18 protein-coding genes are annotated in these 22,347 nt (G+C 64.0%); 16 read left to right on the top strand and 2 right to left on the bottom strand.

The genetic code is table 11. From position 1 onward, the window contains the following. Positions 1–93 precede the first annotated feature (93 nt). On the top strand, positions 94–2,511 hold the full coding sequence (locus tag ACF8O8_RS25285) for a TonB-dependent receptor (RefSeq protein ID WP_350297814.1): 2,418 nt from the start codon (positions 94–96) through the stop codon (positions 2,509–2,511). Positions 2,512–2,643: 132 nt separating this feature from the next. Here the strand turns inward: ACF8O8_RS25285 and ACF8O8_RS25280 are convergent, their stop codons facing one another. Further along, a complete protein-coding gene (locus tag ACF8O8_RS25280) occupies positions 2,644–3,519 on the bottom strand; it encodes an AEC family transporter (RefSeq protein WP_014591064.1) in 876 nt (291 codons plus the stop codon). A 426-nt stretch (positions 3,520–3,945) separates the two neighbouring features. Between ACF8O8_RS25280 and ACF8O8_RS25275 the strand changes: the two genes are divergently transcribed. From ACF8O8_RS25275 to ACF8O8_RS25205, 15 genes are all read left to right on the top strand, one after another. Further along, positions 3,946–5,244, top strand: coding sequence for an MFS transporter (locus ACF8O8_RS25275; RefSeq protein ID WP_020190937.1), 1,299 nt, complete (start codon positions 3,946–3,948; stop codon positions 5,242–5,244). An 81-nt stretch (positions 5,245–5,325) separates the two neighbouring features. Beyond that, the gene (locus ACF8O8_RS25270) at positions 5,326–5,634 is read left to right on the top strand and encodes a hypothetical protein (RefSeq protein ID WP_392510672.1); all 309 of its coding nucleotides are present in this window, start codon (positions 5,326–5,328) and stop codon (positions 5,632–5,634) included. Positions 5,635–5,682: 48 nt separating this feature from the next. After that, on the top strand, positions 5,683–6,234 hold the full coding sequence (locus tag ACF8O8_RS25265; RefSeq protein WP_350297812.1) for a YbhB/YbcL family Raf kinase inhibitor-like protein: 552 nt from the start codon (positions 5,683–5,685) through the stop codon (positions 6,232–6,234). 554 nt (positions 6,235–6,788) lie between these two features. Further along, entirely contained in the window at positions 6,789–7,850 is a 1,062-nt protein-coding gene (locus tag ACF8O8_RS25260; RefSeq protein WP_014591068.1) for a 3-deoxy-7-phosphoheptulonate synthase, read from the top strand. Between the two features lie 80 nt (positions 7,851–7,930). Beyond that, positions 7,931–8,212 (top strand): peptidylprolyl isomerase, encoded by a 282-nt coding sequence (locus ACF8O8_RS25255; RefSeq protein ID WP_003248318.1) that lies wholly within the window; start codon positions 7,931–7,933, stop codon positions 8,210–8,212. A 142-nt stretch (positions 8,213–8,354) separates the two neighbouring features. Next, on the top strand, positions 8,355–10,154 hold the full coding sequence (locus ACF8O8_RS25250) for an extracellular solute-binding protein (RefSeq protein ID WP_392510671.1): 1,800 nt from the start codon (positions 8,355–8,357) through the stop codon (positions 10,152–10,154). Continuing rightward, complete coding sequence (locus ACF8O8_RS25245) at positions 10,151–11,209, top strand: microcin C ABC transporter permease YejB (protein ID WP_064490558.1); 1,059 nt, start codon at positions 10,151–10,153, stop codon at positions 11,207–11,209. The genes ACF8O8_RS25250 and ACF8O8_RS25245 overlap by 4 nt, the downstream gene beginning before the upstream one ends. Further along, a complete protein-coding gene (locus ACF8O8_RS25240; protein ID WP_392510670.1) occupies positions 11,209–12,225 on the top strand; it encodes an ABC transporter permease in 1,017 nt (338 codons plus the stop codon). The genes ACF8O8_RS25245 and ACF8O8_RS25240 overlap by 1 nt, the downstream gene beginning before the upstream one ends. 59 nt (positions 12,226–12,284) lie before the next feature. Next, entirely contained in the window at positions 12,285–13,667 is a 1,383-nt protein-coding gene (locus ACF8O8_RS25235; RefSeq protein ID WP_392510669.1) for a sigma-54 interaction domain-containing protein, read from the top strand. Positions 13,668–13,892: 225 nt separating this feature from the next. Further along, positions 13,893–15,284 carry a GntP family permease gene (locus ACF8O8_RS25230; protein ID WP_010953973.1) on the top strand — a complete coding sequence of 464 codons (1,392 nt, stop codon included), beginning with the start codon at positions 13,893–13,895 and terminating at the stop codon, positions 15,282–15,284. Between the two features lie 10 nt (positions 15,285–15,294). Continuing rightward, the gene (hbdH, locus tag ACF8O8_RS25225; protein WP_392510668.1) at positions 15,295–16,065 is read left to right on the top strand and encodes a 3-hydroxybutyrate dehydrogenase; all 771 of its coding nucleotides are present in this window, start codon (positions 15,295–15,297) and stop codon (positions 16,063–16,065) included. Between the two features lie 55 nt (positions 16,066–16,120). Next, complete coding sequence (gene eco, locus ACF8O8_RS25220; protein ID WP_012052429.1) at positions 16,121–16,600, top strand: serine protease inhibitor ecotin; 480 nt, start codon at positions 16,121–16,123, stop codon at positions 16,598–16,600. Between the two features lie 92 nt (positions 16,601–16,692). Further along, positions 16,693–18,645 (top strand): acetoacetate--CoA ligase, encoded by a 1,953-nt coding sequence (locus ACF8O8_RS25215; RefSeq protein ID WP_392510667.1) that lies wholly within the window; start codon positions 16,693–16,695, stop codon positions 18,643–18,645. 95 nt (positions 18,646–18,740) lie between these two features. Continuing rightward, positions 18,741–19,016: a peptidylprolyl isomerase gene (locus ACF8O8_RS25210; protein ID WP_010953969.1), complete on the top strand. Its 276-nt coding sequence runs from the start codon at positions 18,741–18,743 to the stop codon at positions 19,014–19,016. Between the two features lie 112 nt (positions 19,017–19,128). Next, positions 19,129–21,606, top strand: a complete 2,478-nt coding sequence (locus ACF8O8_RS25205; RefSeq protein ID WP_350297809.1) for an autotransporter outer membrane beta-barrel domain-containing protein — start codon at positions 19,129–19,131, stop codon at positions 21,604–21,606. Here ACF8O8_RS25205 and ACF8O8_RS25200 read toward each other — a convergent pair. Continuing rightward, entirely contained in the window at positions 21,603–22,226 is a 624-nt protein-coding gene (locus tag ACF8O8_RS25200) for a LysE family translocator (protein WP_012052432.1), read from the bottom strand. The two genes, ACF8O8_RS25205 and ACF8O8_RS25200, sit on opposite strands and share 4 nt — an antisense overlap. Positions 22,227–22,347 lie beyond the last annotated feature (121 nt).

The following is a 22,347-nucleotide window of genomic DNA, read 5'->3' as shown; positions in this document are numbered from 1 at the left end:
TGTTCCCACGATGGGCAGCACGATTGATACCTTTTCCTGCGTCGTCCGGTGATGAGTGCAGAACCTTCATTTCTGCACCCACAGGACCCACGCATGACGCCTCGCCAGCCGTACCGCTTGCCTTTGAAGGCCCTGAGCCTAGCCATCGCCATGGCCGCCCTGGCCCCCACCGCGATGGCAGCCGACACCTCCGCGCGCACTTACCACCTGGCCGCAGGCCCGTTGGCCGATGTACTGGCGCGCTTTGCCGCCAACGCCGGGGTGGCGTTGTCATTCGACCCGGCCCTGCTCAGGGGCGTACAAAGCCAAGGCCTGGAGGGCAGCTACAGTATCGCGCAAGGCTTTGCCCGTCTGTTGGCCGGCAGTGGCTACAGCCTGATCACTACCGACAGTGGCGGTTATACCTTGGCGCCGACGGTCGACCTGGGCAATGCCGTGGAACTGGGCGCGACCACCATCAACAGCGACCTGGCCGCCAGCACCGATACCTGGCAAGGTGGCCAGGTAGCCCGTAGTGCCCGCCTGGGCGTGCTGGGCGACCAGGCAATCAGCGACGTGCCGTTCAGCGTTACCAGCTATACCGCCAAGACCATCGCCGACCAGCAGGCCCGTACCCTGGGTGACGTGCTGCTCAATGACGCGTCAGTGCGCCAGTCGGCGGGCTTTGGCAACTTTTCGCAGGTGTTCACCATTCGCGGTTTGCCGCTGAACACCGACGACATCAGCTATAACGGCCTGTACGGGGTGCTACCGAGGCAGATCGTGACGACCGAGGCACTCGAGCGGGTCGAGGTATTCAAGGGTTCCAGTGCTTTTCTCAATGGGGTCGCGCCACAGGGTAGCGGCATCGGAGGGGCGATCAACCTGGTGCCCAAGCGTGCCGAAGATAGCGCCACGCGGCATGTCACCCTCGACTACGCCACGGGCGACAACGTGGGTGGCCACCTCGACCTGGGCCAGCGTTTTGGTGAAGACAACCGTTTTGGCGCCCGCATCAACCTGGCTCAGCATGACGGTGGCAGCGGCGTCGATGACGAGGCCCAGCATTCCACCCTGCTTGCCGTAGCCCTTGACTACCGTGGTGAACGGCTGCGCCTGTCCACCGACCTGGGTTACCAGAAAGAGCGTATCAACCAGGGCCGTGCGGTGATCTACCCCACCGGCAACAAGGTACCCCGGGCGCCATCGGCGCGAGACAACTACTCGCAGGCCTGGAGCTGGTCGCAGCTGGAAGACACCTACGGCATGCTCAACGCCGAGTACGACCTGAACGACGCCTGGATGCTGTATGCCGGCGCCGGGGCCAAGCATACCCGTGAGAACGGCGAGTATTCCTCGCTCTATGTCAGTGACGGGAATGGCACTGCACGCGGCGGGTTCCTCTATGCGCCCCACGACGAAGACAACAAGAGCGCCGTCGCCGGCGTCAATGGCCGCTTTGCCACCGGCCCGGTCAGCCACCGGGTCAATTTTGGCCTGTCCGGCCTGTGGGGTGAGCAGCGCTCGGCCTACGAGGCGCTGGCGGCCAGCAAGCGTTATGACAGCAACCTTTACAACCCGGTCAAGGTGCCGCGCCCGACCGATACCTATTTCGGCAGCGATTTGCACGACCCGCGCATCGTCGGCAAGAACCGCAACAAGAGCGTCGCGTTGTCCGACACCCTGGGGCTGCTGGATGACCGCGTGCTGTTGACCGTGGGCGTGCGCCGGCAGTCGATCAGCGTCGACAGCTGGGCGACTGCCACAGGTGTGCGCAACACGCCTTACGATGAGTCGATCACAACCCCGGTGTATGGCCTGGTGATCAAACCCTGGGAGCATGTGTCGTTCTATGCCAACCGCATCGAGGGCCTGGCCCAGGGGCCAACGGCACCATCGAGTGTCAGCAATGCCAACGAAGTATTCCCGCCCAAGCGCAGCAAACAGGTAGAGGCCGGGGTGAAGCTGGACTGGAACAGCTTTGGTGCGAGCCTGGGCGTGTACCGTATCGAGCAGCCTAACAGCGTGACCTATCGCGCTCCCGGGGCAGCGCTGGACACGTTCAGCATGGACGGCGAGCAGGTCAACAAGGGGGTGGAGCTGAACCTGTTCGGTGAACCGCTAGACGGCTTGCGTCTGCTGACAGGCGCGGTGTTCATGCACACCGAACAGAAAAACACGGCCTATGGCAGCAACGACGGCAACCGTGCTGCTGGCGTGCCGCGCTTTCAGTACAACCTGGGCGCCGACTGGGATGTGCCCGGTATCGAAGGCGCCGCGCTCAGTGCCCGGCTGCTGCGCACGGGTGGCCAGTATGTGAATGCGGCCAACAGCCTGAGCATCCCCGCCTGGACCCGGGTGGACCTGGGCGGGCGCTACCGCTTCAAGCTCGACGACAAGCAGGTGACATTGCGCGCCAATGTGGAGAACGTGGCGAACAAGGCGTACTGGGCTTCGGCGTCGACCTCGAACAACTACCTGACGCAAGGTACGCCGCGGGTTTTGCGCTTGTCGGCCAGTGTAGACTTCTAAGACGCCTTGATGAGCAAGGCTGAACGCTGCAGCGTCTAAAGTTCCTGCAGGGTGCCCCGGGTGCATCCGCAGAACATGATGTGATTGCCACTGGCCTTTCACGGACAAGCCCGCGAAAAGGCCAGAACAGGCTTACATCCACCAAGCCAGCACCACCGGCAACCAGGCAAACGACAGCACCGTAGAACACATCACCAGGTTCGCCACCTGCTCTGGCTCACGGTTGGCCCGCACCGCCATCAGGTAGTTGAACACGGCTACCGGCATCGCCGACTGCACCATCAGCACCGCACGCTCCAGGCTGTCCATACCCAGTACCGCGCCCACTGCCCAGCCCACCGCAGCCCCCAGGCCAATGCGCAAGCCGCCCAGCAGCATGCCGCTGCCCACGTGACGCAGGCGAATGCTGGCCAGTGATACCCCCAGGGTCAGCAGCATGAGCGGAATGGTCATGCCGCCCAGCAGGTCTGCGGTGTTGGCCAGCCAGCGCGGCAGTTCGAAATCGAGAAAAATGATGGGCATGGCGCCGGCCAGGCTGATGACGATAGGGTTGCGCAACAGCGCCTTGAGCGAAGCCGCCGTGCCGGAGATGGCCATGCCGATGGTGAACTGCACGATCGACAGGGTCAGGAAGAATGCCACGGCCAGGGCCAGGCCATGCTCCCCGAAGGCATACAGACTGATCGGCAGGCCCATGTTGCCGGTGTTAGGGAACATGAACGCCGGCAGCAGTACCCGCCAGTGCATGCCCGACGCGCGACACACCAGCAAAGCAGCCAAGGCCATCCCCAGAGTGCACAGCAAGCAGGCCACGGCCATGCTGGTAAAGGCATTCGGGTCCAGCTCGGTACGGCTGAGGGTGGACAGTACCAGCGAAGGTGTGCCGACGGTCATTACCACCCGGGCGATGAAGTCAGTGGGGTAATCCAGGCCCTTGCGGGCCCAGGCAAAACCAATTCCGGCGACGATGAAAACCGGGGCCAGGACTGCGAACAGCGACGCGAACATGGGGGCCTTCCTTGGTGGGGTTCAGCATTATGCAGCACTCAGTGAGATTACCGGGCCGATTTCAACGCACGCAGGAGCCGCCATCGAAAATGTCTGTGGAAGACATGTTCATGTCGCGCTGAGACTGCGGCGTCTCGTCGCACACCCGAGCCCCTTGGGCAAAAGCGTCCAAGCCCGTAGAATCCCGCTTCCTTTTCGCCCGTCGCCTTGAACGGTGGCAACCAGCAGCAATGACAGAGTCAGCGCCTGAACACATGAACGCACATGTGAAGTAGGCTCAACCCTCCCCGCCCGGCCCATCTCCCATAGCGCCCAGCGGTTGAGTCTTGCCCAGGTCGCATCCGTGTCGCCACTCGCCCCTTGCCGGGTCGAGCCGGTGTGCGCGCCGAGAAGGTGCTCATTCCGCTCATCCAACTAGAGGTACGTATGTCTCCGCGTTTGCTGGCCATGGCGCTGGCGCCCCTGCTCGGGCTGTTCATCATTGCCCTGGGCAACGGCTTCATGTCTTCCCTGACCACCCTGCGCCTGGGCGCCGCCGGTGAGTCTGCAACCACCATTGGTATCGTCTCGTCGACCTACTTCATCGGCCTGACCCTCGGCGCCATCTTCAACGACCGGCTGATCCTGCGCATCGGCCACATCCGCGCCTACACCAGCTTCGCCTCGCTGATCGCCGTGACCATCCTGCTGCAAGGGTTGTTCTACGAGGTCACCTGGTGGTCGGTGCTACGCCTGATCAACGGCTGGGCCGCAGTGGGCGTGTTCCTGGTGATCGAAAGCTGGCTGTTGCTGGCCGGTGACGCAAAGATCCGCGGCCGCTTGCTGGCGCTGTACATGATCGCCTTCTACGGCGCCGGGGTGATCGCCCAGGCTGGCCTTGGCGAAATCACCCAGCTGGGCGATACCGCCCCGTTCATGCTGGCCGGCGTGCTGGCCGCCCTGTCGGTGTTGCCGATCGTGATCCTGCCGCGGGTGTCGCCGCTGCTGGACCAAGTCGAACCCCTCAAGCCCCGCCAGTTGCTGGGCGTGGCACCGTCGGGCCTGGTCGGCTGCTTCGGCTCGGGTGTAGCGATTGCCGGCATTTATGCGCTACTGCCACTGTACTTGCAGCGCATCGGCCTGGAGGTGGGTGAGGTCGGCAACATGATGGCCTGGGTGATCCTTGGCGCGATGCTGCTGCAATACCCGGTCGGGCGCTGGTCCGACCGCAAGGACCGCCTCGATGTGCTGCTCGCGCTGGCCGCGTTGTGCGTTGTCCTGTCGCTTGTAACGGTGTTCCTGCCATCGGACTCGTTCCTGCTGCCGGCCATGCTGTTCCTGCTGGGTGGTGGCGTGTTCACCCTGTACCCGGTGGCGGTCAGCCATGCGGCCGACCGCGCGCCGTCCGATGCGCTGGTGCCGATGATCCAGGGCCTGCTGCTGATCAACTCGCTGGGCTCGGCCATGGCACCGGTGGCCATTTCGCCGATGATGACCGAGTTTGGCGAGGCTGGGCTGTTCTGGGCGTTTGCCGTGGTCAACCTGGCCATGGTGTGCTTCTTCATGTGGCGCCGCGGCAAGCGCCCGGCGGCAGAGCACCCGGCGCCGTTCACCGCTTCGACCACCTTCTCGCCAACCGGTGCCGAGTTGCGGGTGACCGAAGACCTGATGCATGCGGCGCAGGAGCATCCGCCGCTGGAGCCGGTCGAAACCCCGGCGACCGCACAGCGCTCGGAATCCTGTTGATTGCCACTCGTCGCCCAGAAGGCACCCCGCCAGCAGCTGCCAGCCAAACGAATGACAGATCTTGCACAAAGGAGAAGTCCCATGATCCGCATTCGCCCGCTGTCCCTGAGCCTGGCGCTGGCCCTGACCAGCCTCACCGGCGCTGCCTTCGCCGCCACCGACACCCATACCGACAGCCATCCGCAAACTGACCAATCCGGCGGCAAGACCGCCGGTGAAGGCAGCAGCGTCAACAGCCCCGGTAGCAGCAAAGGTAACGACAGCAGTGACACCGGCAGCAACACCGATGCCGCCGACGGTGCCTCTGGCGGCTCCAACAGCACCGGCGAAGCCACCGGCTCTGGTGCCGGAGCCAGCGGAGGCACTGCCGAGGACCAGGACAGCCGCTGAAGCAGACCTGGGCTAGACTGAGCCGTGACGCCCTGCCAAGGATTGACCATGCACCTCAGACACTGGCTGTTCGCTGCTTTGCTGCCCTGCACAGCGTTGGCCGCCGCAGGCGGCCAAGGCGCGATGTCGGTCAGTTCCTCGTCTTTCACCGATGGCGGCGTCATTGCCCTGCAACAGGTCGGCCAGGACCCGGCATGCGGTGCCGGTGAAGAGCGGACCCCGCAACTGAGCTGGGACAACCTGCCCGCAGGTACGCGGTCGCTGGCCCTGATCATGTTCGACCCGGACGGTGGCAAGGGTGTGGGTGTGGTGCACTGGGTGGCCTACAACATCGATCCCGAACACGATGGGCTCAAGGAAGGCACGGCGGGGTTGAGCGGGCCCTACGTGACAGTGGGCCGCAACTCCCGTGGCACCCAGAGCTACCGCGGCCCCTGTCCTCCCGCCGGCGACAACCCCCATCATTACGCCCTGACCCTGATTGCCACCGACCTGCCCTTGGGTACCTTGCCCGAGGGGCTGGACCGCAGCGGCCTGCTGCAACTGCTGCAAGGCCACGCCCTGGGGGCGCAGAGCCTGGTCGGGCGCTACGGCCATTGAACCAGTCAGTACAAAAATAAATGATCGGCCCCATAGCATTTATCCATTGAATGGCCCGCACGAACTGAAGTAAGCTCGGGCTCATTCACTGGAGAGCAACATGCCGAAACACACCCGCAACCACGCCAACCACACCGGTCGCAGCCTGCGCCCTGTGCTGGCCGTTGCCGGCTGCGTGGCACCTGCCAGCTATTACTTTGGGTATTGGTTTAGCCACTAGGCGCCGATACCCACCCGGCGTCCACCTTCGAGGGGCCGCCGAACATGAGAATACTCAAACCCCCGGTCGGCCTCCCGACCGGGGGTTTTGTTTTTCAGGCCTTTGACCAACACAGATTCACTTTGAGGACAGATTCATGAACTACGCCACTTATTACTACGCAAACACCTGCGCCTGGCGATTTAGCCAATCCCGTTCGGGCCAGCCTGCCGCCTCCGATCGGTCTTCTACAGGTGGCAATGCAGCAGCCAATACGAATTCAACGATCTGTCGAACACCTCGATAGGGCCGACCATGCGGGCTTGAACCCGCTGTCCGCCCAGGGAAAAACGCCATGCACGCTTCCAGCCTCGCCCTGCCCCTGACCCAGCCGCAAGCGGCCAACACCACTGTCAGCAAACGCCTGCCCAGCCCGCACCTGCTCAAGCAGCAGATGCCACTGCCCAGCGAACTGGCCCAGCAAGTCCAGGCCCATCGCCAGGCCATCCGCAACATCCTCGAAGGCCGCGACCCGCGCCTGCTGGTCATCGTCGGCCCCTGCTCGATTCATGACCCACGCTCGGCCCTTGAATACGCCGACCGCCTGGCCGCCCTTGGCCGCGAAGTCAACGACAAGCTGCTGCTGGTGATGCGCGCCTACGTCGAAAAACCGCGTACTACAGTGGGCTGGAAAGGCCTGGCCTACGACCCGCACCTCGATGGCAGTGACGACATGCACTCGGGTATCGCCTTGTCTCGCGGGCTGATGCTGAGCATGATCGAACGCGGCCTGCCGATCGCTACCGAGTTGCTGCAACCGATGGCCGCCGGTTACTTCGACGACCTGTTGGCCTGGGCGGCGATCGGCGCACGCACCACCGAATCGCAAATCCACCGCGAAATGGTCAGTGGCCTGGAGCTGCCGGTCGGCTTCAAGAACGGTACGGACGGCGGCATCGCCATCGCCAGCGACGCCATGCGCAGCGCGGCCCACCCACACCGCCACTTCGGTATGGATGCTCAGGGCCACCCGGCGATCATCGAGACCTTGGGCAACCCGGACACACATCTTGTACTGCGCGGCGGCCACAAAGGCCCGAACCATGATGCAAACAGCATCGCCATGGCCCGCCAGGCATTGGCCAAGGCCGGTCTGCAGGCACGGATCATGGTCGATTGCAGCCACGCCAACAGCGGCAAGGACCCGGCGCGCCAGCCAGCGGTCTTCAATGATGTGCTGGAACAGCGCCTGGCCGGCGACCGTTCGTTGGTCGGCGTCATGATCGAAGGGCACTTGTTCGATGGCTGCCAGGCGTTGGGCAAGGGCACACTGAAATACGGTGTGTCGATTACCGACGGCTGCCTGGGCTGGGCCTCGACCGAAACCCTGTTGCGTGAGGCGGCACAAAAACTGTAGGCCAATGGTTGCAAGCCTGGCGAGACATACCCCGGACAAGTGCGCTAGGCTTGCCTTTTTACCCCCAAGGAGCAGTACCCATGGCCCGTGCAACCGCCCGCCACATTCTGGTCAGCAGCGAAGACAAGTGCAACGAACTCAAAGCCCAGATCGAAGCAGGCGCCGACTTCGCTGAAATCGCCAAAGCCAACTCCACCTGCCCGTCCAGCCGTCAGGGCGGTGACCTGGGCTCGTTCGGCCCAGGCCAGATGGTCAAGGAATTCGACACCGTGGTCTTCAGCGCACCGGTCAACACCGTGCAAGGCCCGGTGAAGACCCAGTTCGGCTACCACCTGCTGGAAGTGACCAGCCGCCAGGACTGATTCACCCCTCCCGGTGATCAGCCCCCCTGTGGGAGCGGGTTTACCCGCGAAGAGGCCAGACCAGACAACCTCGTTGCCTGCTCCGACGCATTCGCGGGTAAACCCGCTCCCACAAGTATTGTGGGGGCTTGTATTTTCGTGCATGGGCTTTACGGTCCAGGCCGCTCCCACCCACGCCCTCACGGTCTACGGCGAAGCCCCCCGCTACGCCGCCAGCTTCAGGCATTTCGACTATGTAAACCCCGACGCCCCCAAGGGCGGCATCTTGCGCCGTTCGGCCATCGAGATCGGCCAGTTCGACCATATCCTTCCCTATATCGACAAAGGCATCGGTGTCAGCGAAGTCGATGGCCTGCTGTACGCGCCACTGGCGGTACGCTCTTACGATGAACCCTATACCGTTTACGGCCTGATCGCCCGGCGCATGGAGCGCGGCCCCAATGATGAGTGGCTGCGTTTCGACATCGACCCACGCGCCACCTTCGCCGATGGCAGGCCGGTGCGCGCCGAAGACGTGCGTTTCACCTTCGACCTGCTGATGAGCAAGGGCAGCCTGAAGTACCGGACCCAGTTCGCCGACGTGGCCCGCGTGACCGTAGAACGCCTGCACAGCGTGCGATTCGACTTGAAGCCCGAGCACGGCCGCACCCTGGCGCTGGACCTCGCCAGCCTGCCGGTAATGCCCGAGCACGACCTGCAGCAGCGCGACTTTGCCAACGGTGCCGGCTTCGACAAGCCAGTCGGCAGCGGGCCATACCGCATTGGGCGCATCGACAACGGCCGCAGCATCACCTTCGAACGCGACCCGTCATGGTGGGCACGTGACCTGCCCGCCAGCCGTGGCCGCTACAATTTCGACAAGCTGCGCATCGAGTACTTCGGCGACACCGAAGTGGCGCGCCAGGTACTCAAAGGCGGTGGCTACGACTACAACCGCGAGTTCTCCGCCACGGCCTACACCTTGGGCTACAACGGTGCGCAACTGGACGACGGCCGCCTGCAGCGCGCCCACCTGGGCCCGGCCAAACCGCAGGTGGCCCAGGGTTTCGTGTTCAACCTCGACCAGCCGCAGTTCAAGGACCGCCGTGTGCGGCAGGCGCTGGGTATGTTATGGGACTTCGAGTGGAGCAACCGGCAGATGATGCGCAACCTGTACATCCGCCAGCAAAGCGTGTTCTCCAATACGCCGTTGGCCGCTCGCCAGTTGCCGGATGCGGGCGAGTTGAAGCTGCTCGCCCCCTTGCGCGGCCAAGTGCCAGATGAAGTGTTCACCACGGTGTTCACTGCCCCGGTCACCGATGGCTCGGGGATCGTCCGTCAACAGCAGTTGCAGGCCCTGGCCCTGCTCGAACAAGCCGGCTGGCACCCCGAAGGCGACCGCCTGGTCAATAGCCAGGGCACGCCGCTGGCGTTCACGTTCCTCAATGGCCAGGCGGGCCTTGAACGCCTGCTGCTGCCGTGGAAGCGCAACCTGGCCCAGATCGGCGTGACCCTGAATATCCGCAACGTCGACTCGGCCCAGTACGTCAACCGGCTGATGGCGCGCGATTACGACATGATCGTCACCGGCTACCCGGTCACCCTGTCGCCGGGCGCCGAGTTGTACAACTACTTTGGTTCGGCGGCCGCTCACGACCCCGGCTCGAACAACCTGATGGTTTTGCAGGACCCGGCCGTAGACCACCTGATCGACGGCCTGGTCCGCGCCGACACCCAGGCCGACATGCTGCGCCACGCCCATGCCCTGGACCGCGTGCTGCAATGGAATTACTACTGGATCCCCAACTATTACCCGCCGGGCAGCTCCACCGTCTGGTGGAACCGCTTCGGTCTGCCCAAGGTCCAGGCCACCTATGACGAGGGTCTGGACACCTGGTGGGAGGTAAGCCCTACCCCGCTGACCAACGCGCAGATGGCCGAACGCCGGAAGGCCTCGCCATGACCGCTTATATCCTGCGCCGTCTGTTGCTGATCATCCCGACGCTGCTGGCAATCCTGCTGGTCAATTTCGCCATCGTCCAGGCCGCGCCGGGTGGGCCGGTGGAGCAAGCCGTGGCGCGCCTGCAGGGCATCGGTGGCGGCGCACCCGGCGCGCGAGCCGAAGTGGTCCATGGCGAATCCCGGGCCACACGCGGCCTGGACCCGAAACTGATCGAAGAAATCAAGCGCCAGTATGGCTTCGACAAATCCGCCCCCGAGCGGCTTTGGTTGATGCTCGGCCAATATGCCCGGCTGGATTTTGGCAACAGCTTCTTCCGCGGCGCCAAAGTCACCGACCTGATTCTCGACAAGTTGCCGGTCACCCTCTCGCTGGGCTTCTGGGCCACGCTGATCACCTACCTGGTGTCGATTCCGCTGGGCATCCGCAAGGCGATGCGCCACGGCAGCCGCTTCGATGCCTGGAGCAGCGCGTTGATCGTGATCGGTTACGCCCTGCCTTCGTTCCTGTTCGCCCTGCTGCTGATCGTCCTGTTTGCCGGCGGCACTTCGCTCAACTGGTTCCCGGTGCGCGGCCTGGTCTCGGACAATTTCGACGAGCTCAGCCTGCTGGGCAAGGTCGCCGACTACTTCTGGCACCTGGTGCTGCCGGTTGCGGCCCTGGTGATCGGTGGGTTCGCCACCCTCACGCTGTTGACCAAGAATGCCTTCCTCGACGAGGTTTCCCGCCAATACGTGGTCACTGCCCGGGCCAAGGGCCTCAGCGAACGCCGCGTGCTGTATGGCCATGTGTTGCGCAACGCCATGCTGCTGGTGGTGGCCGGGCTGCCACAGGCGCTGATCACCGTGTTCTTTGCCGGCTCGTTGCTGATCGAGGTGATCTTCTCGCTCGATGGCCTGGGCCGCATGAGCTATGAGGCCGCCGTGTCGCGGGATTACCCGGTGGTGTTCGGCACGCTGTTCATCTTTACCCTGGCGGGCCTGCTGATTCGCCTGATCGGGGACCTGTCTTACACCCTGCTCGACCCGCGCATCGACTTCGATACGAGGGCGCACTGATGCTATCGCCCCTGTCGCGCCTTCGCCTGCAACGTTTTCGCCGCCACCGCCTGGGCTGGGTGTCGCTGTGGTTGTTTGCCGGCCTTCTGCTGCTCAGCCTTTGCGCCGAACTGGTGGCCAACGACAAGCCACTGCTGCTGGGCTACAAGGGCAATGTGTACGTTCCGGCGCTCAAACGCTACACCGAGCAGCAGTTCGGCGGGCAACTGCCGTTTCAGCCCGACTACCGCAGCGCCTATGTGCGCCAACTGATCGCTGAACAGGGTGGCTGGATGCTGTTCGCACCTATCCCGTTCAGTGCCGACACACCTAATTACGACCTGCAGGTGCCCACCCCCAGCCCGCCCAGTGCCAGCAACTGGTTAGGCACCGACGACCAAGGCCGTGACGTGCTGGCGCGGGTGCTTTATGGCACGCGGGTATCGCTGCTGTTCGCCTTTGCCCTGACCGTGGTCAGTGTGCTCATTGGCGTGGCGGCGGGCGCCCTGCAAGGCTACCACGGGGGCTGGGTCGACCTGCTCGGCCAGCGCTTGCTGGAAGTATGGTCGGGGTTGCCAGTGTTGTATCTGTTGATCATCCTCAGCGGTTTCGTCGAGCCGGATTTCTGGTGGCTGCTGGGGATCATGGCGCTGTTCTCCTGGCTGACCCTGGTCGACGTCGTGCGCGCCGAGTTCCTGCGTGGGCGCAACCTGGAGTATGTAAAGGCAGCGCGGGCGTTGGGGTTACCGGACAGTCAGGTGATGTTGCGGCATATCTTGCCCAATGCCATGAATGCCACGCTGACCTATGTGCCGTTCATGCTGACCGGGGCGATCACCACACTGACCGCGCTGGACTTTCTGGGCTTTGGCATGCCAGCGGGCAGCGCCTCGCTGGGCGAGCTGGTGACCCAGGGCAAGCAGCACCTGGAGGCGCCGTGGCTGGGCTTTACCGCGTTCTTTGCGCTGGCGGTGATCCTGTCACTGCTGGTGTTTATCGGGGATGCCTTGCGTGAGGCGTTTGACCCCCGACGATGAGTTTTCAGGCCTGCCCTTTTCGCGGGCTTGTGCCAATACATGATTCAGGATGTTCACCCATGCACGACAGCGACAGCCTCAAGGACTACCCCCAGGTACGGCAACTGGCGATCCGCTCACTGTTCGAGATCATCGAGCAGTCCAGCGAGGGCACGGTGATCGTCGACCGCCAGGCACGCATCGTCTGGATGAACGAACGCTACGCCCGACGCTTTGGCCTGGCCGACGCTGCCAGTGCCATCGGCCAGCCGTGTGAAACGGTGATCCCCGGCAGCCTGATGCGCGACGTGGTGAGCAATGGCCGGCCCATCCTGCTGGACATGCTCGACACGCCGAACGAACCATTGGTGGTCATGCGCCTGCCCATCCACGATGACCAGGGCGCGCTGATCGGCGCCATCGGCTTTGCCCTGTTCGACGAACTGCGCAGCCTGTCGCCGCTGCTCAAGCGCTACGCCAGCATGCAGCAGGAACTGGCCTCGACCCGCTCGCAACTGCGCGCCCGCCAGGCCAAATACAGCTTCGCCCAGTTCGTCGGCAGCAGCGCGCCCAGTCTGGAAGCCAAGCGACGCGCCCGGCGTGGCGCCGGCAGTGATTCGCCCGTATTGCTGCTGGGCGAAACCGGCACCGGCAAGGAGCTGCTGGCCCACGCCATTCACGCAGCATCAGCACGGGCACACAAAGCTTTTGTCAGCATCAACAGCGCAGCCATCCCGGAGACGCTGCTGGAAGCCGAATTCTTCGGTACTGCGCCGGGTGCCTTTACCGGTGCCGACCGCAAGGGCCGCAGCGGCAAGCTGCAACTGGCCGAAGGCGGCACGCTGTTCCTCGACGAGATCGGCGACATGCCGCTGGCCCTGCAGAGCAAGCTGCTGCGGGTGCTGCAGGAAAAGGAATACGAACCGGTCGGGTCGAACCAGATGCTGCGCAGCGATGTGCGCATCATTGCCGCCACCTCCATCGACCTGCAGGCTGCCATGGCCCGCGGGGCCTTCCGCGCCGACCTGTATTACCGGCTGAATGTGCTGCCGATCGATGTTCCGCCGTTGCGGCAACGGCTGGAGGACCTGCCCGCGCTGTGCGAGGCCATATTGGCTGAGCTGGGCAGCCAGTACGAGCTGGAAGCTGAAGCGCAGCAACTGCTGGCCAGGCATGCGTGGCCGGGGAACATTCGCGAGCTGCGCAATGTGCTGGAGCGCGCGACCCTGCTGGCGGATCAGCCCCGGCTGGGGGTTGCGGACCTGCGTGCGGCATTGGGGCCATTGAGCCCGCTGGCTGAAGCGCCCGTGCGGCAGAGCTACCGTGAGGCCTGCGAGGCCTTTGAACGCGGCCTGATTGCCGGGGCGCTGGCCGAACAGGGAGGAAAAGTGCCAGAGGCAGCGGCAGCCTTAGGGCTGGGACGGTCGACGCTGTACAAGAAGATGGCGGCACTTGGTCTCTGATTGGAGACTTTTGTTTCTGATTTGAGATTACCGCCAGAGCTGCGCCCTTTAACACAGGAAAGCCAGCGATGGGCTGTAAGGCAGCCCATGGCGTCTCTGATTGTAGACACAGACTTCTAACAAAACCCTTTAACCCTTACAAATCAGCCAGTTACATACTTGGCACGATTCCCGCTATCTCCTGCTCAACGATAAAAACAAGACTCACCCAGGAGACCCACCCCGATGACCGTGCTCATCGCACTCGCTGCTTTGGCCTTGCTGATGCTGGCCGCCTACCGCGGTTACAGCGTAATCCTCTTCGCCCCCATCGCCGCCCTCGGCGCTGTCCTGCTCACCGACCCTGCCGCCGTCGCCCCTGCGTTCACGGGGGTGTTCATGGAAAAAATGGTCGGTTTCATCAAACTGTACTTCCCGGTATTCCTGCTGGGGGCGGTGTTCGGCAAGCTGATCGAGCTGTCCGGTTTCTCCCGCTCGATCGTCGCCGCGGCCATCCGCCTGCTCGGCACCCGCCAGGCGATGCTGGTCATCGTACTGGTCTGTGCCCTGCTTACTTACGGCGGTGTTTCGCTGTTCGTGGTGGTGTTCGCGGTGTACCCGTTCGCCGCCGAAATGTTCCGTCAGAGCAATATCCCCAAACGCCTGATCCCGGCCACCATCGCCCTGGGCGCATTCTCGTTCACCATGGACGCCCTGCCCGGCACCCCACAGATCCAGAACATCATCCCCAGCACCTTCTTCAACACCACCGCCTGGGCCGCACCGTGGCTGGGCCTGATCGGCACGCTGTTCGTGTTCTTTACCGGCATGGCCTACCTGCAGCGCCAGCGCAACAAGGCCCAGCGCGCCGGTGAAGGTTATGGCACCGACTTGCGCAACGAACCGGAAACCGCTGCCGACCTGAGCCTGCCCAACCCTTGGCTGGCGCTGTCGCCGCTGATACTGGTGGGGGTGATGAACCTGGTGTTCACCCACTGGATACCGCATTGGTACGGCCCCAGTCACAGCCTGCAATTGCCAGGCATGAGTGCACCGGTACAAAGCGACGTGACCAAGCTGACGGCCATCTGGGCTGTGCAGGCCGCGTTGCTGGTGGGCATCCTGATGGTCCTGGTGTGCGCCTTTGGCGCCATTCGTACACGCCTGGCCGAAGGCACCAAAAGCGCGGTGGGGGGTGCCTTGCTGGCGGCCATGAACACCGCTTCGGAATACGGCTTTGGCGCGGTAATCGCCTCTCTGCCGGGTTTTCTGGTGCTGGCCGATGCCCTGCGCAGCATCCCCAACCCCTTGGTGAACGAAGCCATCACCGTGACCTTGCTGGCCGGCATCACCGGCTCCGCTTCGGGCGGCATGAGCATCGCCTTGGCAGCCATGGGCGACACGTTCATCGCCGCCGCCCACGCGGCCGATATCCCGCTGGAAGTGCTACACCGGGTAGCCGCCATGGCCAGCGGTGGCATGGACACCCTGCCGCACAATGGCGCGGTGATCACCTTGCTGGCGGTGACCGGCCTCACCCACCGCGAGGCCTACAAGGACATTTTTGGTATTACCCTGATCAAGACCCTGGCGGTGTTCGTGGTCATCGCCACGTTCTACGCCACTGGCATCGTCTAAGGAGCATTGCATGACCCTTGAAGGCAAAACTGCACTCGTCACCGGTTCCACCAGCGGCATTGGCCTGGGCATCGCCCAGGTATTGGCCCGGGCTGGCGCCAACATCGTGCTCAACGGCTTTGGTGACCCGGGCCCCGCCATGGCGGAAATTGCCCGGCACGGGGTGAAGGTTGTGCACCACCCGGCCGACCTGTCGGATGTGGTCCAGATCGAGGCTTTGTTCAACCTGGCCGAACGCGAGTTCGGCGGCGTCGACATCCTGGTCAACAACGCCGGTATCCAGCATGTGGCACCGGTTGAGCAGTTCCCGCCAGAAAGCTGGGACCAGATCATCGCCCTGAACCTGTCGGCCGTATTCCATGGCACGCGCCTGGCGCTGCCGGGCATGCGCACGCGCAACTGGGGGCGCATCATCAATATCGCTTCGGTGCATGGCCTGGTCGGCTCGATGGGCAAGGCAGCCTACGTGGCAGCCAAGCATGGCGTGATCGGCCTGACCAAGGTGGTCGGCCTGGAAACCGCCACCAGTCATGTCACCTGCAATGCCATATGCCCGGGCTGGGTGCTGACACCGCTGGTGCAAAAGCAGATCGACGATCGTGCGGCCAAGGGTGGCGATCGGCTGCAAGCGCAGCACGATCTGCTGGCAGAAAAGCAACCGTCGCTGGCTTTCGTCACCCCCGAACACCTCGGTGAGCTGGTACTCTTCCTGTGCAGCGAGGCCGGTAGCCAGGTTCGCGGCGCCGCCTGGAACGTCGATGGTGGCTGGTTGGCCCAGTGACGGGCGGCCTGGGCCTGGCGACGGTCGCGCATTCGTTTATCAGCAAGGAGGCCTTATGCGCCCTACCCCAATGACCGCGATTCTGGCCCTGAGCCTGGCCGCCGCCGCACCTGCGATGGCCGCCAGCCTGAAGGACATCGCGCCCTACCCCGAGGCGGAAAAAGGCTTCACCCGGCAGGTTATCCACCTGCCGGCCCAGGCCGACGAGTCGGCCTATAAACTGGAAATCCTCGCTGGCAAGACGCTGCAGGTCGACTGCAATCGTCAGCGCCTGGGCGGCAACCTGGAAGCACGCACCCTGGAAGGCTGGGGCTACAATTACTACCGCCTGGACAACGTCAGCGGCCCGGCCAGCACGCTGATGGCCTGCCCGGACGGCAAGAAGACCGAGGCCTTCGTGCCGGTGGTCGGCGATGGCTTCCTGCTGCGCTACAACAGCAAGCTGCCGGTGGTGGTGTATGTGCCCAAGGATGTCGAAGTGCGCTACCGCGTGTGGTCGGCATCGCAGGATGTGCAGAAGGCTAAAGTAGAGTAGGCAGGACCGCTTTCTCTGCTGGGTCAGCCTCTTCGCAACACGAGGCTGATCCTGCCCTGAGCCTGCTTTTGTTCCGGTAAAGGAGATTCGGCATGAACGATGTGCTCTGGCGACCGTCCACAACGCAGATCGAGGCCAGCCGGATGGATGCCTTCCGCCGCCGGGTCAACCTGCGCTACAACCTGCAACTCAACGACTACCAGGCCCTGCACGGCTGGAGCATCGAACAGCGGCCCGCCTTCTGGCAAACCCTGGCCGAGTATTTCCAGGTTCATTGGCATACCCCACCCAGCCAGGTGCTCAGCGAAGGGCCGCAAATGCCCGATGCACAGTGGTTCGCCAATGCCACCCTGAACTTTGCCGAACACCTGCTGCGCCGCCGTGACGACCGCCCAGCCGTGGTCGCCGTACGCGAAGACGGCCAGCGCGAAGTGTTCAGCCATGCTGAACTGGCCGCACAGGTGGCCGGGCTGCAAACGGCATTCAAGGCGGTAGGTATCGTCCCAGGCGACCGGGTAGCCGCCATCATGCCCAATACCTGGCAAACACTGGTGGCCATGCTCGCCTGCACCAGCCTTGGCGCGGTCTGGTCTACCTCCTCGCCCGAGTTCGGCGTGCACGGCATCATCGACCGCTTCGGCCAGATCGAACCCAAGCTGCTGATCGTCTGCGCCGGTTACCAGTATGCAGGCAAGGCCATCGACCAGGTGACCAAGGTCAACCAGGTGTGTGCGCAGTTGCCTGGCCTGGAGCACCTGATCGTGGTGCCCCATACCCGCAAAGGCACGCGTGCCGATGAATTCCAGGCAGCCAACGTCAGCCTGTGGGATGACTTTTTCCAGCCCGGCGGCGAGCCCCGTTTCACCCCGCTGCCGTTCGACCACCCGCTGTACATCCTCTATTCCAGTGGCACCACTGGCGTGCCCAAGTGCATTGTCCATCGCGCCGGAGGCGTGCTGTTGCAGCACCTCAAGGAACACGGCCTGCACAACGACCTGAAGGCCGATGACGTGCTGTTCTACTACACCACCTGCGGCTGGATGATGTGGAACTGGCTGGCCAGCGGCCTGGCGGTGGGTGCCACGCTGGTGCTGTACGACGGCTCGCCGTTCCACCCGGGCCCCGAGCGCCTTCTGGACCTGATAGAGGCCGAGGGCATCCACGCCTTCGGCACCAGCGCCAAGTACCTGGCGGCACTGGAGCAGGCAGGCCTGGAACCTGCCAACAGCCACTGCCTGACCAGCCTGCGGCTGCTGCTGTCCACCGGTTCGCCGCTGTCACCGCACAGCTATGACTATGTATACGACAAGATCAAGGCCGACCTGTGGCTCGTGTCCATGTCGGGCGGTACGGATATCGTCTCCTGCTTCGTGCTGGGCAACCCGACCCTGCCTGTGCGTCGCGGCGAAATCCAGTGCAAGGGCCTGGGTATGGCGGTGGAGGTGTGGAACGAGCAGGGTCAGCCCGTGGTGGACGAAAAAGGCGAGCTGGTGTGCACGCGCAACTTCCCCTCGATGCCACTCGGTTTCTGGAACGACCCGGACGGTCGCCGTTACCACGATGCCTACTTCAGCCAGTTTCCGGGGGTGTGGGCCCAGGGCGACTACGCCGAGCAGCGTGCCAGCGGGGGCATGGTGATCCACGGTCGCTCGGACGCCGTGCTCAACCCGGGCGGCGTGCGCATTGGCACGGCGGAGATCTACCGCCAGGTGGAAAAGGTCGAACAGGTTGTGGAAAGCGTGGCCATCGGCCAGGACTGGAACGGGGATGTGCGGGTGGTGCTGTTCGTGCGCCTGCAAGACGGCCTGCAGCTGGATGAAGCCTTGCGCCAGCACATCCGCCAGGTGATACGCCAGTACACCACGCCCCGCCATGTGCCGGCGGTGATCGCCCAGGTCAGCGACATACCGCGCACCATCAGTGGCAAGCTGGTGGAACTGGCGATTCGCGATGTGGTGCATGGGCGGCCGGTGAAGAACACCGATGCCCTGGCCAACCCGGCGGCGCTGGAGCAGTTTCGCGATCGCGCAGAGCTGAAGAGCTGAAGAGCTGACATTCATCGCGGCCATTTAGGCGCGATCGCTTCAACGGGATTCAATCAGGCATAATGCCGCCTTTGTCCCCGATGCACAGGTAGCCCATGAAAGCCCAAGCCCGCCACATTCTGGTCAAGACCGCTGACGAAGCCGAAAAGCTCAAGCAGCGCATCGCCAACGGCGAGGCTTTCGACGTGCTCGCGAAAAAGTTCTCTCTTTGCCCATCCGGCAAGCGCGGTGGTGACCTGGGCGAAATTCGCCCCGGGCAGATGGTCGGCGCCATCGACCAGGTGATCTTCAAGAAGCCTTTGCGTGTGGTACACGGGCCGATCAAGAGCAAATTCGGCTACCACCTGGTGCAAACGTTCTACCGCGACTAACGCGCTAGCCCTTTGCCACCTGACATTTTTGCCAGTTGTGGTCGTGACGCACTCCTCTATACAACCCCGGTAACCCTGTGCACCACGCGTGGTGCGCAGGTCTCCCTGGAGAATGGAGGATTTCCTGATGCGTCTACGCCTGATGCTGACCCTGGGTTCGCTCCCGCTGCTGGGCATGGCCTCGCCCGCTGCACACGCGGCTTGTACCTTCTCACCCGGCCCGGGTAACGACACCTACACCTGTGACAGCGGCACTGCGCCCTCGCTGGTGGACACCAGCGGTGATAACCGCCTGGTATTCCCGGCATCCGGTAGCGGCGCCATCACCGGCGACGTAACCTTCGGCGCCGGTAGAGACAGCATCGACATGGCCTCTGGCAGCGTCGGCGGGAACGTCAACCAAGGCGCTGGCATCGATGACTTCGTCATGAGCGGCGGCGTCATCGAAGGCAACCTCAACCAGGGTGATGGCCTGGACACCTTTCACATGAGCGGCGGCTGGATCAAGGGCACGTTCGACAGCGGCGACTATGCCGAAATGGACGACGGACGTATCGGCAACGTCAACATGCGGCTGGACGAGAACACCTTCATCATGCGTGGCGGCAGCGTCGACCGGAACGTCATCACGGCCTTCGACAAGGACTACATCGAAGTCTTCGAGGGCAACATCGGTGGCAACATCAGCGTCAGCGGTGGCGACGACCAGGTGCTGGTGCACGGTGGCCAGGTTGGCGGCGATGTGTTGCTGAGCACTGGCAACGACCGCTTCACCTGGGACGGTGGCCGTATTGGCGGGCGCGTGGATGCCGGGCCAGGTGATGACACGGCACTGCTCAAAGGCCTTACGCCCGAGGTGCTGAGTATCACGTTGGACGGCGGCGAAGGTAACGACAGCCTGACGTTCGATGCCAGCCAGCCGGCAGGCGGTGCCCACTATGTGAACTGGGAGCGCGTGGCGCTGAACAACGGCAGCCGGCTGGCACTTGATGACACGCTGGTACTGGGCGACAGCAACAGCAGCACGGGCAGCCTCGCCCTCGACGCCAGCAGCCGCATCACGTCACGCCAAGGGGTAATCACTGCGTTTGCCCCTGGCCAGCGCGCCGCAATCAGCAACGCAGGCACACTTGACCTCACCGCCGGCAATGATGCCATGGGCCGCTTGCGCATCGAGGGCGATTACACCGGCAACAACGGCACCCTGCGCCTGAACAGCGTGCTGGCCGGCGATGGCGCTGCTTCCGATCGCCTGGTGGTCAGCCGCGGCGCCATCGCCGGCTCTACCCAGGTGCTCATCAACAACCTCAACGGCGCAGGTGCGGCGACTGCCCAGAACGGCATCCAGGTGGTCGAAGCCCGTAACGGCGCCACCAGCACGGCCACCGCCTTTGTACAGACCAAAAGGCTGTCGGCCGGTGCCTACGACTATCGGCTGTTCAAAGGGGGCGTTACTGCCGGCAGTGAAAACAGCTGGTACCTGCGCTCGACGCTGGTTGCGCCACCCGCTCCAGCCCCTGTGCCGGCACCGGGCGAGCCGCCGGTGATCGCCCCAGCCGTCACCCCGCCCGTCGCTGCGCCAGCGCCCGGCCAGGCCGAGCTGCCGGCGCCGGTGCAGGGCCAAAGCCTGCCGCTGTACCGCCCCGAGGTCCCGGTGTATGCCGCAGCGCCGCGGGGGGCCGCGATCATCGCCCGCCAGGCACTGGGCACCTTCCACCAACGCCAGGGCGACCAGCTGTTATTGCAGGGTGAAAGCGCCCTCCCCGCCAGCTGGGGGCAAGCCTACGGCGGCACGCTGCGCCAGCAATGGAGCGGCACGGTCAGCCCGAGCCTGGATGGCGACCTTTACGGTTTCAAGGTGGGCCAGGACCTGTATGCCAAGGTTGGCGACAACGGTTACCGCCAGCATGTTGGTATCTACGTAAGCCATAGCCGCCTGGACGCCGACGTCAAAGGGTTTGCCCTGGCCGTTCACGACCGCAGCGTGGGCGACCTGAAGCTCGATGGCGACAGCGTGGGCACCTACTGGACGCTGGTCGGGTCACAGGGCGCGTACCTGGACGCGGTGTTGCAATACACCCGCCTGGATGGCCGCGCCCGCTCCGAGCGTGGCGACACGCTGAACCTCGACGGCCACGCCTGGACAGCTTCACTGGAATCGGGCTACCCCATCACCCTGTCCGAGCGCTGGCGCGTGGAACCGCAAGCTCAGCTGATTGCGCAAAAGGTCGCGCTGGACAGCGCCCGCGACAGCGTCTCGCGCATCAGTCATGACGCCCAGGTCGAGCTGACCGGCCGCTTGGGCCTGCGCCTGGAGGGTGCGTTCACGGGGAGCAGCGGGCGCCTGTTGCAGCCCTATGCGCAGGTCAACCTGTGGCACGGCGACGGTGGGCGCGACACCTTGACCTTCGATGACGCTGACAAGATCAAGACCGATTACCGCTATACCTCAGTGCAACTGGAAAGCGGTGTGGTAGCGCAGGTCAACGAAGCGCTGAGCCTGCATGGCGGCGTGCAGTACACCGCCAACCTGGACAGCCGCCAGCAGGAAGCCAGCGGCGTGAACCTAGGCGTGCGCTGGCAGTTCTAGCGGCGCGCAGCCAGCAGACCGAGACCCGCGCAGCCCAGCAAGGACGCGCTGACCCGGTTGAACATCCGGCGTGGGCCGGGCTGGCTGAACCAACGCTGCATGTAGGCGCCCAGGCCTGAGTAGATGGCGATGGCCGCCCATTCCAGCAGCAGGAACAACACACCCAGCCAAAGGAACTGCTCACTCACCGGGGTGCTGCTACCGACCGAGACGAACTGCGGCAGGAAGGCGGTAAAGATCAGGATGGCCTTGGGGTTGCCGGCCGCCACCCAGAACTCCTGGCGCGCCAGGCGCCAAGTGCCGCCTGGGTGATCGCTTGCCACCACGGTCTCGCTCACGGGTGCGCGCCACAGTTGCCAGGCGATGTAGAACAGGTAGGCCGCGCCCACCACCTTGATGGCCAGGAACAGGTATTCGCTGGTATGCAACACCACTGCCAGGCCCATCGCTGCCAGGGCGATCATGCCGCAGAAGGCAAGGATACGGCCGGCGCCGGCCACGCAGGCGGTGCGCAGGCCGTAACGGCTGGCGTTGTGCAGTGACAACAGGTTGTTAGGCCCTGGCGCCATGTTCAAGGCGAAGCAGGCAGGGATGAAAAGCAGCAGGCTTGAAAGGTCCATTCTCGTTTTCCTCTGACAACAGCCCTCTATTTCGGCGCGTTCCGGGCCCTGCGGTCAAGTAACAGCCAGCGATAAAAACTGTACGGGTTCACGGTACCTGTTACCCTGCCGGCAATACCGA

This window comes from Pseudomonas sp. TYF_14, assembly GCF_043105275.1.
GTDB lineage: Bacteria > Pseudomonadota > Gammaproteobacteria > Pseudomonadales > Pseudomonadaceae > Aquipseudomonas > Aquipseudomonas alloputida.
Note: the sequence above shows the minus strand (reverse complement) of the source record. Positions and strands in the feature narration are given on the sequence as shown.